We start from the raw sequence: 13,232 nt of genomic DNA on the forward strand, positions 1-13,232 counted from the left end.
TTAATTTGTAATTTTTGAACTCGACTGAAAGCGGTAAAATATTCAATAATCAATCTTAAATATTCAATGATCACTTGCGGGAGCCCAGCATGAATAAAGTGAGAACACAGTTGATGTTGTGCGGCGGAACAGGCTGCCACGCTTATAAAAGCAACGTCTTTCACGCAGAACTCCAAAAAGAAATAGACCGCCGGGAGCTAACAGACGAAATTAAGATCATTGAGACCGGCTGCAATGGTTTTTGTGCGGTCGGACCGGTTATGCTGGTTCAGCCTGAAGGTATTTTTTATCAGAAGTTGAAGGTTAAAGACATTCCGCACCTCGTTGAAGAGCACTTTCTCAAGGGCCGACCGGTCAAAAAACTATTTTATGTGGAGCCCGCTTCCAAAGAAACCATTCCCAATATGGTTGAGATTCCCTTCTTTGAGCATCAGATGTTTTGGGCGATGCGCAACAAAGGGGCCATTGATCCGGAGGTGATTGAGGAATACATCGCCCGCGATGGCTACTTTGGCGCTGCCAAGGCGCTGCAGGAGATGGAACCCGAAGACATCATTGCTGAGGTGAAAAAATCGGGCTTGAGAGGGCGGGGGGGTGCCGGGTTCCCTACCGGATTGAAGTGGGAATTTGCCAGCAAAAGTGCTGGTGATATCAAATACGTATTGTGTAATGCAGACGAAGGCGATCCGGGCGCTTTTATGGATCGCAGCATTCTAGAATCTGATCCGCATGCTATTTTGGAAGGCATGTTGATTGCCGCCCGGGCCATCAATGCCCAGCACGGGTATATTTACGCGCGCACGGAATATCCGCTAGCCATCCGCAGGCTGGACATTGCCATTGAGCAGGCCAGGGAGTATGGGTTGCTGGGCAGCGATATCCTTGGCTCTGGTTTTGACTTCGATATCGATATTTACCAGGGTGCCGGTGCTTTTGTTTGCGGTGAAGAAACTGCGCTGATGCGCTCAATTGAGGGCAAGCGCGGGATGCCGCGCCCGCGTCCGCCTTTTCCAGCCCTCAAGGGCTTATGGGAAAAACCTACCATCTTAAATAATGTCGAATCACTGGCCAACATTCCTCAGATCATTCTCAACGGTGGGGACTGGTATGCCAGTGTCGGTACGGAAAGCAGCAAAGGGACCAAAGTCTTTGCGCTTTCGGGTGATGTCAACAACATCGGTCTGGTGGAAGTGCCGATGGGCACCACGCTGAAAACAATGATTTATGATATTGGCGGTGGCGTTCCCAACAAGAAAAAGTTTAAGGCCGTGCAGCTCGGTGGGCCTTCTGGCGGATGCGTGCCTGAGCAATATCTGGATATCCCCATCGACTATGAGGAAATTGCCAAGGTTGGTGCCATCATGGGGTCGGGTGGCGCGATTGTGATGGACGAAAACACCTGTATGGTGGACATGGCACGCTTTTTTATGGATTTTGTGCAGGATGAATCCTGCGGGAAATGCACCCCCTGTCGTGAAGGCACACGGCGGCTGCTGCAGCTTCTTGAAAAAATTTGTGAAGGTCACGGGGTGCCGGAAGATATTGCCATTATGGAGGAACTCTCTGACACCATCAAGGAAGCGGCACTGTGTGGTTTGGGCCAGACGGGGCCTAATCCGGTTCTGTCAACGTTGCGGTATTTTAAAGACGAGTACGAAGCCCATGTTTTAGAAAAACGCTGTCCGGCCAAGCGCTGTGTGGCCCTGTTAAAGTTTGAAGTGCAACCGGAGCTGTGTACCAAATGCGGCATGTGTTTTCGAGCCTGCCCGGTTGAGGCCATTGACTGGAAAAAGAAGGAGGTGGCCGTTATTGACAAAGAAAAATGCATCAAATGCATGACGTGCTATGATAAATGCAAGTTTGATGCAATCGATTAACCTAAATGAGCGTTCCAAATTTTAAAATGCTAATGAATCTCACTTTAAGGAATTCTATCCATTTTAAATTAAAAAATTTGGAACCCTCCGGGATTGCCGATCTCACTCCGCCGCAGTCGGATTAGATGCCGTTCCGCATAGTTTACTATAGCGGAACGACATCTGCCGTGTAGCCGCAGCAATCCTCCTGAGGCGGATCTTTGACCTCGACAATCGCTCAATTAGGTTTCATAAATTTAATTTATCCGGTGAATTCTGTGTTATATGATTCACTCAATCTATCTTAGGTTACTTATCTCATTTCAGATCACCCTTAATATTTAGCCGAGGGAGTCCAATGACTGACGCAATCATTTTAATGGGCGGCATGGGATTGGCCATCAGCATCATTTTGGCCATCGCATCCAAAGTTTTCTATGTGTATGTTGATCCCAAAATATTGGCGATCGAAGAAGAATTGCCCGGCGCGAACTGAGGTGGTTGCGGGCTGCCGGGTTGCAGCGCCAATGCCGAAGCCATTGTTGCCGGGATAGCCGCTCCAAATTCATGCGTGGCTGCCGGTGAAGAGGTAGCCGAAGCCATTGCCGGCATTATGGGAGTTAAGATCGAAGCGGTCGAACCGGATATCGCCTTGCCGGGATGCTTTTTCGGGGTTTCGGATGCGGATACCAAATATGTGTATAACGGTTTAGATGATTGCCGGGCGGTGGCCCTGCTGGGCGGCGGGATGAAAGTATGTACCATTGGTTGCTTGGGACTGGGAACTTGTGCCAGGGCCTGTCCATTCAATGCTATCGGAATGGGCCCCAAAGGTCTGCCTGTTGTCGTCGAGCAAAGATGCACGGGTTGCGGCACCTGCGAACGGGTGTGCCCGAAGCACATTATTAATCTATCTTCGGTTACGCGAAGGATTATCCGCGAGTACACCACCGATGAATGCACGACACCCTGTCAGCGGGGATGTCCGGCCGGTATCAACATACGGGAGTACATTCACCAAATATCGCAGGGAAACCATCATCGTGCTGTTCAGGTCATCAAGGAACGCAATCCTTTTCCTGCTGTGATTGGCCGGATTTGTCCGCGTCCCTGTGAACTTGAGTGCCGGCGCAATTATATCGATGAGCCGGTGGCCATCAATTATCTGAAGCGTTACGCCGCCGATTTTGAAAAAGATAGCGGCAAACGTGTCTTACCTTATAAGGCGCCAGATACCGGCCGCAAAATCGCGATTGTTGGCGGCGGTGTACAAGGTTTATCTGTGGCGTTTTTTATAGCGCGTCTGGGACATGCCGCAACCGTATATGAAGCCACCGAAAAACTGGGCGGGCTGCTCAGAAGCGCCATTTCGAAGGACCGGCTGCCCGAGGAGATATTGGACTGGGATATTGCGGGCATCGTTGAAATGGGCGTAACCATCGAAACTGAAAAGGTTCTTGGTCGTGATTTTTCGATTAATTCATTGCTGCAAGAAGAATTTGATGCTGTATTTTTAGCTTCCGGTGGCTGGGATAGCCGCCTGTCACGTGGGGCAAAAGATCAGATTGAATCACCGATTCCCGGAACTTATATGCTGGTAGATCTGATGCGATTCGGAGCGCAACCGGCAGAGGATTTATCGATTGGCTCTGAAATTGTCATTGCCGGTGGCGGCAAACTGGCGCTTGATGCCGCCAAAGCTTGCAAAGAAAGGGGCGCTACAACCGTCACCGTCTTGTTTCGCGAGAGCTGGGAAAACAGTCCTGTATCTGATGCGGAATTAGAAAAACGGGGTATGACCGATCTGAATATTGTCTGCGATGCAGCAATTAACCGCCTGATAGGCCAGGCGGATCAGCTCGAGCAGTTAGAATATATTGAAGTCGCTACCTCAAAATTAACGCGCCTGCCGGCTCAGACACTGATACTGGCCACTGGCCGATTTCCAGAAATGGTGTTTACCCGTCCTCAACAACCGGAAGGTGCCGAAGCTGAAGAAGCTGAAGCGGTCGAATCACCACCAAATGCGTCTTTGCTTTGGGAAGGTACCCCACCTTACAAACAACCTGCCTTCAAAGATGAGGTCGGCCTATTCGCAGATGGTGATGTGCTGGCGGATTACAGCGCAGCTATCAAAGCCATCGGTGGGGGGCGCCGGGCAGCTGCATCCATTCATCAGATCATGCATGGACTATCTCCCGGTCTAACGGAGCATGTGATCACACCGCAATCAACCCTGCAAAATGTATATCATGTTGAAAATGTTCAAGCCAGCCGGCGCCAGATAATGCCCATATGCAGTGGCAAAGAACTGGCGGTATGCGGCGAGGTTGAACGCGGTTTTTCCGCTGCGATGGCCAAAGAAGAAGCGGATCGATGTCTACAGTGCGGGTTGATTTGCTACGAGCATACCCAAAAGGCGTCGGTTGACGAAAAGGAGGAACCAACCGAAGCTTCTGGGTAAAGTCCTTTACTCGATGCGTGTATAATTCAGGTACTTGTATAGCGTGCTGTAAGCTATTTATAAAGTATAACAGAAGGTGTCAGGTGGCAGGTTTCAGGTGTCAGGCCAGCGTGCTTCACATCGAAACCTTAAATTGTATTGTAACCATTCAAGGCCTCAGATCCCAAGGAAGAATGCAAGGCCCTTCGGACCGAATTGCTGCCACCTGAACACTGACACCTTAAATATTGAGTTGCTTCAAGATCGCAACACCACCAAAATATAACAATCGACTTCTATAATTTTAGGATACGATCGGTGAGCGAGGTCATCAATGGCTACTGAACACGGCGTTGTCCTTCGAACCAATTCTGAAGCTGCCTGGGTCAAAACGACACGCAGCAGTGCCTGCCAGGGATGCACGGCAAGAAATTCGTGTAATACCCTCAGCAACAGTCAGGAAGTGGAAGTCAAAGCATTGAACCTTGCCGGGGCCAGGGCAGGGGATCGAATTGTCTTAAGTTTTGAAACCAAATCATTGTTAAAAGCCACCTTTTTAATCTATGTGTTCCCCATCATTGTCTTGGTTGCCGGCGCCCTCGTTGGGCAGATGCTGGCTCCTCTTATCAGCGCTAATCCATCAGCCGTATCTGTTTTGATCGGGTTTTCCGGTTTTTTTGCCGCGCTGTTGATTATGAAAACGAGGGCCAACAAAATGGCTGCCAAGAATGCATACCAGCCGAAAATTACAAAAATTTTACAAAACCATAAACCCTAGCTGGTTCAATTCAGAACTTACCTGCAATCTAGTCATCTGACCATCGTTGCTTGGAACAGTACCGGCTCCCCAGGCTAGCAGCAAATTCGGCGTAAGTGATCAAGAGTGCTACCACGGGGCATCCATCTTATTTTCAACTTGTTGATGATTCATGAACGATCCAAATGCAATAGGAAGGCACGCGGGTGTGATTAAAGTGTGTCGGGACGGCGTTATTCTTCTTTCTGAGGGAACAGTTCTTCGATTTCAAATTTCTTTATTTTTTGGAGGCAATTTTCCAACGCATCCTCCTCCGTTTCACCGGTGCCCTGAAATTCCTGCCGGGCAACAATATTGACGAGGTTTGGAACGGCCACAAATTTTCCGGCCAAGTTTCCGGCCTTTGTTTCGTGCACGTCGATATAAATTAATCTCTCGTTGCGGATCAAATTATATCTGGTAACTTTAGTCAAAATATCCTTTTCATTCAACTGCTGCATTATCGTATCCTTCGGTTTATTCCTGTTCCATGCTCGTCTTGAGGGGGAAACCGTTTTCCTGGGCGATTTTGGTTACAAGATTTATTTTGGTTTCTGCCAATTCGTAAGGATAGACCCCGCATACGCCAACACCGCTGCGGTGCACCTGCCACATTAGACGGGTTGCCTCGTCGATGGACTTGTTAAAGACTACAATCAATATCTCTACAACGAAGGCTTTTGTTGTGTAATCATCATTGTGAAGCAGTACCTTGTACATCGGCGGTTCGGTTGTTTTTTCATCGATCTCTTCTAGAATATCGTGCTGATAATCAGGCTGCTTGGAACTCACAATGATGGCCCTCCGCTCTCTGTATTATCAGTAAAACGTAAGGGCTGGCCAAAAGAAATCAAGCCGCGCAATATAAAAACCGAACAGGGCGCCTATCGGTTGGACGGATTGGATTGCCGATATTGTAGGACAACTGCCCAAAAGAGGCCATAAAATAAAAAAGGCAGCTTATCAGCACAGGGGATGCTGATAAGCTGCCTTTAAGAGTAACAATCGAGTTAGATGGCAGCCTTTAAACCTTTGCCGGCTTTGAATTTGACGACGTTTTTGGCCTTGATTTTAATCGGAGCACCCGTCTGCGGGTTGCGGCCTTTGCGAGCTTTCTGACGTGTTTTCTGAAAAGTTCCAAAACCAACTAGGGTCACTTTTCCGTTCTTTTTCTTCAATGCTTTGGTCACATTGGCCATGAAAGAATCAAGCACCTTGCCGGCGGCAACCTTTGATACCTTAGCGTCCTTTGCCATTTTGTCAATCAATTCTGCCTTTGTCATTTAAGCCTCCTTCTTTTTGTTTTGGGTATTTTTCATTGCGTTTTTTGAAAAAGTCTACAGCAAAATAGTTCGAAAGTCAATAAATAAAACCCTATTTTTATTGGTTTCACAGGAAGAAATCATTTTAAATGCGCATGGACTCTAAGTTTAGCAGTTCTTAAAATTCGAAAAATGAAAATTCGAACTTTTGCAAACCTTATCGATGCTGTAAAAACCTGCCCTCATAAGGGTCTGGCCAGATATCGAATTGCTCAAATAACGCTTTAAAAACAAAAGATTCTGTGATAAAAATGAATAAACTTGGTGTTTTATAGTTGCCTTCTCACCAGGTTTTTTCTGACGATCGTTGGATTCATTTTCTATAGGGTCTATAATTTCAGTGCTACAGAATGCTAGCTTTGGTATTCTGCGGTTTATCAGGTCGATTTATAATGAACCAGAAAGTTTATGTAACCAGCAAACAGATGGCAACGTTTTCCTGTCCGCAATGCACACGGACGAGAACCGTAGACGTTTCCAAATATGCGACCCTTGATAAGATGGTCAAGGTAAATGTCAAATGTCCGTGCGGGAATGCATACAAAGCCATCTTGGAAAAAAGAAAGCAGTATCGCAAGGAGACTAACCTGCCGGGGACCTACATCCATTTTATCGACGGCCAGCCCCAGAACCGCGGACTGATGACCATTGAAGATATCTCTACATCCGGGGTGAAAATTAAATTGAACGTAAAACAAAACTTTGCCCTCGGTGATCAGATGAAAATTGAATTTCATCTAGACGACGTCCAGCGCACATTGATCAAAAAGACCGTCATTATCAGAAATCAGCGCGACCAGCATATCGGCGCCGAATTTGCGCCTTTTGAAACCGTTGATAAGGCTTTGGGGTTCTACCTTTTCAGCTAATAACTGAATCTTGCATGAAAATTAGAAGCTATCTCAAAAATGCATCTAATCCGCCGGAGGCGGACTCCACTTTTGAATCGGTTTTCGCCTTGCCCTTGAGCGTAATCTACTATTTTTGAGATAGCTTCCAACAATACATTTGAACTTATCTTAACAACATCGTATCCGACAAAATAGATTCGTAGGCTATATCAGCTATCAAGATGCTTAGGAAGAAATCCATTTTATCGCTTTAATTTTCATGCAAGATCTAGTTTAAAAGAATCTTGTACGGAATTACATGCAAGATTCAGGTGATGCAGTTCTGACAAATCCGAATGCCTGCTCAAAAGAATCGATGTACCCATTTCAGATGGTGTTACTTTCCTGCAGGAATTTTTCCCTATGAAAAAGAGATGCCCATGGGCCGGTAACGACCCCATCTACGTAAAGTACCATGATAGTGAATGGGGTGTTCCGCTGCACAATGACCGTCAATTGTTTGAGTTCCTTTTATTGGATGGCTTTCAGGCTGGGCTAAGCTGGATTACGATTCTAAAAAAGCGAGCCAACTATCGGAAGGCCTTTGATCATTTCGATGCTCGCAAAATAGCCACCTACAATACGCGTAAAGTCAAACAATTGCTTTCCAATAAGGGAATTATTCGAAATAAGCTCAAAATTGAAGCGGCGGTTCAAAATGCAAAGTCGTTTCTGATGATCCAGGATGAATTTGGCAGTTTCAATGATTATATCTGGCAATTCACAGGCGGTAAAACCATTAGAAACACCTGGAAGACGCTGGACCAAATTCCCGCCTGGACCGAAGAATCCGTATCGATGAGCAAAGATTTAAAAATAAGAGGATTTAAATTTGTGGGGCCCACTATCTGTTATGCGTTTATGCAGGCAGCCGGTATGGTTAATGATCATCTGGTTGGATGCTTTAGATACCATGAGTGTTAAGGAGGATTGAGCAAACCACCATTCACGATATTTGAAAAAATTACGCGGTCAGAATGCGATACACATGGAGCCTAAAGTCACGGTCATGAATGGTCATTAAATATCCATCATGCTTATGATTGAGACGATTCAGTACCGATCTCCACAAAATGCCGTAGTAGTTCTCCAGTATACTTTCATCAACATTCAGACCATTTTCATTCTTGATCGCATAGTTAACCATAGAGCACCTTTCAAACCGGATCCGTTTCTCGCTGTCGTTGCTCTATTGGTTATATCGGCTTATCTGCCGATTTCTTTATAGATAAGTGTTGTCCAGCTTGATCAAGGCACGACGATAGCTTAAAAATTATCTTCAGGATCAATTAATATTTTGATGGTCGGTTGTTGTTTGGTTTGTGCTTTTGATGGATACTTTCACAACTGCTAAATAAGGTGGGCATTATGGCATACTGTTCAGCGTGCGGCAGGCATCATAACGTTGGTTTTATCTCCACCCGTTTTGCAGGGACAGACGGTGTTTCGTTGGAGACCGCAAAATGGGCCAGCGTATTCGAAAAAGTTGGATTTACCTGCTTTTATTTTGCCGGCGAAATTGACCGGCCACCCGAGGTTTCTTATCTTGTCAAAGAAGCTCATTTCAAGCATCCGGACATCAAAGATGTATATCGCAATTGTTTCGGTGCTAGTGTGCGCGGTCGTTTCGTGACCCGCAAAATCTATGAAATCAAGCAGCATCTCAAGGATCACCTTTACAAGTTCATTGAGAAATTTGAACTTGATATGCTGGTTCCCGAAAATGCCTTAACCATTCCGATGAATATTCCACTGGGAATCGCATTGACTGAAGTCATCTCTGAGACCGGCATCCCCACGATTGCGCATCACCATGATTTTTTCTGGGAGAGACAGCATTTCATGACAAATGCATGTTGGGAATATCTGAATATGGCATTTCCACCGCATTTGCCTTCAATCCAGCATGTGGTGATCAACTCATCAGCCGATAATCAATTGAGTTTGCGAACCGGTATTTCAGCGACCATAATCCCAAATGTGATGGATTTTGACAATCCGCCACCGAATTCCGGTAATTTTGAATCATGTGCATTGGATAACAATGACAATACTGCCAAAAGCAATGGGTATACAGCAGATGTTCGACAGAGCCTGGGGGTTGCCGATGATGAGCTGCTGATCCTGCAGCCCACACGGGTTGTTAAACGCAAAGGCATCGAGCACGCGATCGAGCTGGTTCACCGCCTGGGTATGAAGGCCAAACTGGTAATTTCACATGCGTCAGGCGATGAAGGCTATGATTATGAACGCCGCGTCAGAGAATATTCTAAATTGCTAAAAGTGGACACTTATTTTGTGGCCAACATCATCAATGAGCAAAGAGGTAAAACCAAAAACGGTCGCAAGATTTATACCCTGCAGGATATCTATCCCCATTCCAATCTGGTGACCTATCCGTCCAATTTTGAAGGCTTTGGCAATGCATTTCTTGAAGCCGTTTATTTTTGCCGCCCGATTGTTGTCAACACGTATTCGATTTACACAATCGATATCAAACCCAAAGGCTTTTCGGTTATCGAAATAGATGGCTACGTCACCGACGAAGCGGTGCGTAAAACCAAGAAAGTGTTAACCAATCCTGAACTGCGTAAAAAAATGGTGACTCACAATTATGAAACGGCCAAACAGTATTACTCCTATAAAGTTTTGGGGAAAAAACTGGGGAACCTTATTGCAGACTGCACTGCTTGTCCGCAACTGTTGGGCCGGATGTAAAGCCGGTGCAGATCTTGGCTAACGGATGTGCGCCAGGCTGTTTTTAAGCCAACAAAAACGCCCGAGGCTCAAGTTTCCTCAGGCGTTCTTTTAAAATTGCTGCATCAACAATTGAAAAAGGAATGGTTGTTGAAGCTAATTTCTATAAATTCATCATTATAAACCCACCATCCGCAACAAATGCTAGTCGCCCATTGCGGCCATATAGTCATCGTACATGGTTTCCAGTGCCAGCTTGTGTTTGGCTTCTTCCTGGCAAAGAATTTTAAACAGTTTTTTGCTTTCTTCCGTATCGGCCTGTGCCAGGAAATCATTGTACAATTTCAGGGCTTTTTCTTCCCTTTTCATCGCCAGCAAAAGGATTTCGTTGTAAGGCATACCTTTTTCATAATCTAAATCCACCAGGTAATTGCTGCGCTTAATATCGGTAATCCATTTTAATTGATACTCCTGCAAACTTTTAGATATGCCTTCGGTTTTAAACTCCTGTAATATTTTTTCATGTTTTTGTTCTTCGGCGGCAAATTCGGCAAACATCTGTTTTGATCCCGAGAAATCTTCCTCATCATCACTTATTTTTTGATAAAATTCTGCCGCTTCCCGCTCCTTTTGAATGGCAAAATCAACGATCGCTTCCAAATTCTCAAATTCCATTATGATCTCCTTTCGCTAACGCAACCTAAAGTTATTCTTAAAACACCAAATCTATAACCATGCATTTGTAAAATTGACTCTAATATAATGACGATTTTTTGAGTTTCACCCCAAAATTAAAATGGGAATCGTCTTTTCAAAACAACCCTGCGGCTAATAGCAGGATTCTGATAAGATTTCAACTTTAATGGGTGGACTCATATCTGTAGTAAACCGCGCGGCAGCGCTATAAGCAGTGTTGGAAAACACAAAAGCACTGGTGGGAAATCCAACACAATTTTAACTATTTGAAAATAATATATATTTTTCATACCGCCTTGACAATAAAGGCAGTCGATAAATAAAACTGTGGTAAAATCCAACGCCAACTCGATGCAGTTGATCGGATTGACGACAATTCTGATATCTCAAAATATATATTAATTTCAATTGATTATCAATTTTATCCGTGTATGTTGTGGGTATTGGCACATGGATTGCTCTATAGGCTATCAACATTGAAAAAATATCTAGCAAAGGAGCGAGGAAATGGCTGAAAAAAAGAAAAAAACGCAGAGAAGTCAAGTGGGATTCGGATCGACTTACCAAAAAGCGCAAGCGGGCAGCGGAAATGAGCAGAAGGGAGTTGAATCTGTTCTCGGCGGCCAGGTATGGCTAGTCAAACCAGACAAAAAAGCCAAGGCTGCAAATCCTTGTCTATGGATGCAAGCCGGTGTCGTAAAATTCAAAAACTGTGACAATTATTATGATTGTACCAGTTGTAAATACGATCATGCCATGGACAGCAAAGTTGCCAAGGGCAAGCAAATCAGCTGGCAGGATGCCATGAAAAGACGACCGGACCTGGATCGGGTGTGTCGTCACAGTCTTACCAATCGCATTGAAAAGCGAATGTGCGCCTACGACTATGAATGCGCCAAATGTGACTTTGACCAATACTTTGAAGATATCTGGACCACCAAAGCCACAGCGATCCCCGGCGAGGTGCAACAGATAAAAGGTTTTGATGTCCCCGTGGGGTATTATTTCCACAATGGACATGCATGGGCCCGTATTGAAAGCGGCGGCTATATCCGCGTGGGTCTGGATGATTTTGCCCTCAAGATGCTCGGGCAAGCAGATGCGCTTGATCTGCCGTTGATCGGCAAAGAATTGGACCAGAGTAAAGTGGGCTGGGGGTTAAAGCGCAAGGATAACTTGGCAGACGTACTTTCTCCAGTCGATGGGGTCATCATGGAGGTCAATTCAAAGGTCAGGGAAAATCCCAAACTGGCCAATCATGAGCCTTATGGTGATGGATGGCTTTTTATGGTTCGTACACCGGATGTCAAGGGCACCATGAAAAAATTGATGGTCGACCAGGACAGCCTGAGCTGGATGAACACCGAAGTGAGTGAATTGGAAGGCATGATTGAAGAGGTGGCGGGTCCTCTGGCGGCCGACGGCGGTTATCTGGCGGATGATATTTACGGTAACCTGCCGGATCTGGGCTGGAAGAATTTGACAAATAAATTCTTACGCACTTAGTTATTCGTTATCTGTTATTGGTAAATGATAGACCGTCAATCGCGTCAACCCGAATAACCAATAACTGCCTGTTTATGGCAAGGAGAATGATCATGGTCTCCACCCGAATGGAAGCGATACAGTCAGCAAGCCATGCCCCCTGTATCTGGATGCAGGCGGGGGTGGTACCCCATAAGTTTTGCCACATTGAATATCAGTGTGCCGCCTGTGCTTATGACCGGGCCATGCGCCGCACGGCTGCCGAAAACCAGCAGCTCAGGGAAAAAGGCAAGATTCCGAAAGGCAAACGCGGCCGGATTGTTTTCTGGAAGGATAAATTACGGGAGCTGCCCGCCTGGAAACAACCCTGTCTGCACCACATGATCGGCCATATTGAATTTCGGGCGTGCACCCATGATTATCAGTGCGGCAACTGCGAGTTCGATCAATATTTCAATGATCAGTTTGCCGTTCACGCCGTGGTTCAGCCGGTGGATGTCTTAGACATCAAGGGATTTAAGCTTCCACATGGATTTTACCTGCATCCGGGGCACACCTGGGTAAAAATCGAGGAAGGCGCGACGGTGCGTGTTGGGCTGGACGACTTTGCCCTGCGCCTGCTGGGACCGCTGGATCGAATTGAAGCCCCTTTGATGGGCAAACAGCTGGAACAGGGTCGAGGGGACATTTCTTTGCAGCGCGAAGGAAATGACGCCAAGCTGCTTTCACCGGTCAGCGGGGTGGTCACCGATATCAACCCGGCCCTGCGAGAACGCGGCAGCCGGGGCACTGAAGATCCTTACAGCGAGAGTTGGATTTTGCGACTACACTGTGCCAACCTGCGGCAGGATCTCAAGAATTTGATGATCGGTAATCAGGCCAGCCAATATATTGATGAAGAAGTCAACCGTCTATACGAAGTCATTGAGGAAACCACCGGCCCGTTGGCCACAGACGGCGGTTACCTGGGTGATAATATCTTGGGTCATCTGCCGGAGTTGGGTTGGCAAAATTTGACCCGCTTGTTTTTAAGATCTTAAAAGCTGT

13 protein-coding genes and 1 pseudogene are annotated in these 13,232 nt (G+C 46.1%); 10 read left to right on the top strand and 4 right to left on the bottom strand.

The annotated features are described in order from the left end of the window. Positions 1–89 precede the first annotated feature (89 nt). The 5 genes and pseudogenes from nuoF (at position 90) to QNJ26_05680 (ending at position 5,077) form a co-directional block, all read left to right on the top strand. The gene (gene nuoF / locus QNJ26_05660) at positions 90–1,877 is read left to right on the top strand and encodes an NADH-quinone oxidoreductase subunit NuoF (GenBank protein MDJ0985012.1); all 1,788 of its coding nucleotides are present in this window, start codon (positions 90–92) and stop codon (positions 1,875–1,877) included. A 337-nt stretch (positions 1,878–2,214) separates the two neighbouring features. Next, a complete protein-coding gene (locus QNJ26_05665; protein MDJ0985013.1) occupies positions 2,215–2,352 on the top strand; it encodes a hypothetical protein in 138 nt (45 codons plus the stop codon). 12 nt (positions 2,353–2,364) lie between these two features. Beyond that, positions 2,365–2,420 (top strand): annotated as a pseudogene (locus QNJ26_05670) (hypothetical protein). A gap of 7 nt (positions 2,421–2,427) precedes the next feature. Next, positions 2,428–4,320, top strand: coding sequence for an FAD-dependent oxidoreductase (locus tag QNJ26_05675; GenBank protein MDJ0985014.1), 1,893 nt, complete (start codon positions 2,428–2,430; stop codon positions 4,318–4,320). A gap of 313 nt (positions 4,321–4,633) precedes the next feature. Next, the gene (locus QNJ26_05680) at positions 4,634–5,077 is read left to right on the top strand and encodes a SoxR reducing system RseC family protein (GenBank protein MDJ0985015.1); all 444 of its coding nucleotides are present in this window, start codon (positions 4,634–4,636) and stop codon (positions 5,075–5,077) included. Positions 5,078–5,289: 212 nt separating this feature from the next. Here QNJ26_05680 and QNJ26_05685 read toward each other — a convergent pair whose 3' ends face one another. The 3 genes from QNJ26_05685 to QNJ26_05695 all read right to left on the bottom strand — a co-directional run bounded on the left by QNJ26_05685 (position 5,290) and on the right by QNJ26_05695 (position 6,378). Further along, positions 5,290–5,556, bottom strand: coding sequence for a hypothetical protein (locus QNJ26_05685; protein MDJ0985016.1), 267 nt, complete (start codon positions 5,554–5,556; stop codon positions 5,290–5,292). Positions 5,557–5,572: 16 nt separating this feature from the next. After that, positions 5,573–5,815 (bottom strand): ATP-dependent Clp protease adaptor ClpS, encoded by a 243-nt coding sequence (locus tag QNJ26_05690; GenBank protein ID MDJ0985017.1) that lies wholly within the window; start codon positions 5,813–5,815, stop codon positions 5,573–5,575. A 290-nt stretch (positions 5,816–6,105) separates the two neighbouring features. After that, a complete protein-coding gene (locus QNJ26_05695; protein ID MDJ0985018.1) occupies positions 6,106–6,378 on the bottom strand; it encodes an HU family DNA-binding protein in 273 nt (90 codons plus the stop codon). A gap of 431 nt (positions 6,379–6,809) precedes the next feature. Between QNJ26_05695 and QNJ26_05700 the strand changes: the two genes are divergently transcribed. The 3 genes from QNJ26_05700 (at position 6,810) to QNJ26_05710 (ending at position 10,025) form a co-directional block, all read left to right on the top strand. Further along, a complete protein-coding gene (locus tag QNJ26_05700; protein ID MDJ0985019.1) occupies positions 6,810–7,286 on the top strand; it encodes a PilZ domain-containing protein in 477 nt (158 codons plus the stop codon). A 384-nt stretch (positions 7,287–7,670) separates the two neighbouring features. Continuing rightward, positions 7,671–8,231, top strand: coding sequence for a DNA-3-methyladenine glycosylase I (locus tag QNJ26_05705; GenBank protein MDJ0985020.1), 561 nt, complete (start codon positions 7,671–7,673; stop codon positions 8,229–8,231). A 444-nt stretch (positions 8,232–8,675) separates the two neighbouring features. Next, positions 8,676–10,025: a glycosyltransferase family 4 protein gene (locus QNJ26_05710; GenBank protein MDJ0985021.1), complete on the top strand. Its 1,350-nt coding sequence runs from the start codon at positions 8,676–8,678 to the stop codon at positions 10,023–10,025. A 183-nt stretch (positions 10,026–10,208) separates the two neighbouring features. On the opposite strand, the gene QNJ26_05715 is transcribed toward QNJ26_05710, so the two are convergent. Further along, a complete protein-coding gene (locus QNJ26_05715) occupies positions 10,209–10,679 on the bottom strand; it encodes a ferritin family protein (GenBank protein MDJ0985022.1) in 471 nt (156 codons plus the stop codon). A gap of 528 nt (positions 10,680–11,207) precedes the next feature. Here QNJ26_05715 and QNJ26_05720 point away from each other — a divergent pair. Next, positions 11,208–12,206: a glycine cleavage system protein H gene (locus QNJ26_05720; GenBank protein ID MDJ0985023.1), complete on the top strand. Its 999-nt coding sequence runs from the start codon at positions 11,208–11,210 to the stop codon at positions 12,204–12,206. A 92-nt stretch (positions 12,207–12,298) separates the two neighbouring features. Beyond that, positions 12,299–13,225 carry a glycine cleavage system protein H gene (locus QNJ26_05725; protein ID MDJ0985024.1) on the top strand — a complete coding sequence of 309 codons (927 nt, stop codon included), beginning with the start codon at positions 12,299–12,301 and terminating at the stop codon, positions 13,223–13,225. Positions 13,226–13,232 lie beyond the last annotated feature (7 nt).

It is taken from the genome of Desulfobacterales bacterium (assembly GCA_030066985.1).
Lineage (GTDB): Bacteria > Desulfobacterota > Desulfobacteria > Desulfobacterales > JAHEIW01 > JAHEIW01.

Bases quoted from the DNA above. Each gene is read 5' to 3' on its own strand.
- nuoF (MDJ0985012.1), top strand. From the start codon at position 90: ATGAATAAAGTGAGAACACAGTTGATGTTGTGCGGCGGAACAGGCTGC.
- QNJ26_05665 (MDJ0985013.1), top strand. From the start codon at position 2,215: ATGACTGACGCAATCATTTTAATGGGCGGCATGGGATTGGCCATCAGC.
- QNJ26_05680 (MDJ0985015.1), top strand. From the start codon at position 4,634: ATGGCTACTGAACACGGCGTTGTCCTTCGAACCAATTCTGAAGCTGCC.
- QNJ26_05685 (MDJ0985016.1), bottom strand. From the start codon at position 5,556: ATGCAGCAGTTGAATGAAAAGGATATTTTGACTAAAGTTACCAGATAT.
- QNJ26_05690 (MDJ0985017.1), bottom strand. From the start codon at position 5,815: ATGTACAAGGTACTGCTTCACAATGATGATTACACAACAAAAGCCTTC.
- QNJ26_05695 (MDJ0985018.1), bottom strand. From the start codon at position 6,378: ATGACAAAGGCAGAATTGATTGACAAAATGGCAAAGGACGCTAAGGTA.
- QNJ26_05700 (MDJ0985019.1), top strand. From the start codon at position 6,810: ATGAACCAGAAAGTTTATGTAACCAGCAAACAGATGGCAACGTTTTCC.
- QNJ26_05705 (MDJ0985020.1), top strand. From the start codon at position 7,671: ATGAAAAAGAGATGCCCATGGGCCGGTAACGACCCCATCTACGTAAAG.
- QNJ26_05710 (MDJ0985021.1), top strand. From the start codon at position 8,676: ATGGCATACTGTTCAGCGTGCGGCAGGCATCATAACGTTGGTTTTATC.
- QNJ26_05715 (MDJ0985022.1), bottom strand. From the start codon at position 10,679: ATGGAATTTGAGAATTTGGAAGCGATCGTTGATTTTGCCATTCAAAAG.
- QNJ26_05720 (MDJ0985023.1), top strand. From the start codon at position 11,208: ATGGCTGAAAAAAAGAAAAAAACGCAGAGAAGTCAAGTGGGATTCGGA.
- QNJ26_05725 (MDJ0985024.1), top strand. From the start codon at position 12,299: ATGGTCTCCACCCGAATGGAAGCGATACAGTCAGCAAGCCATGCCCCC.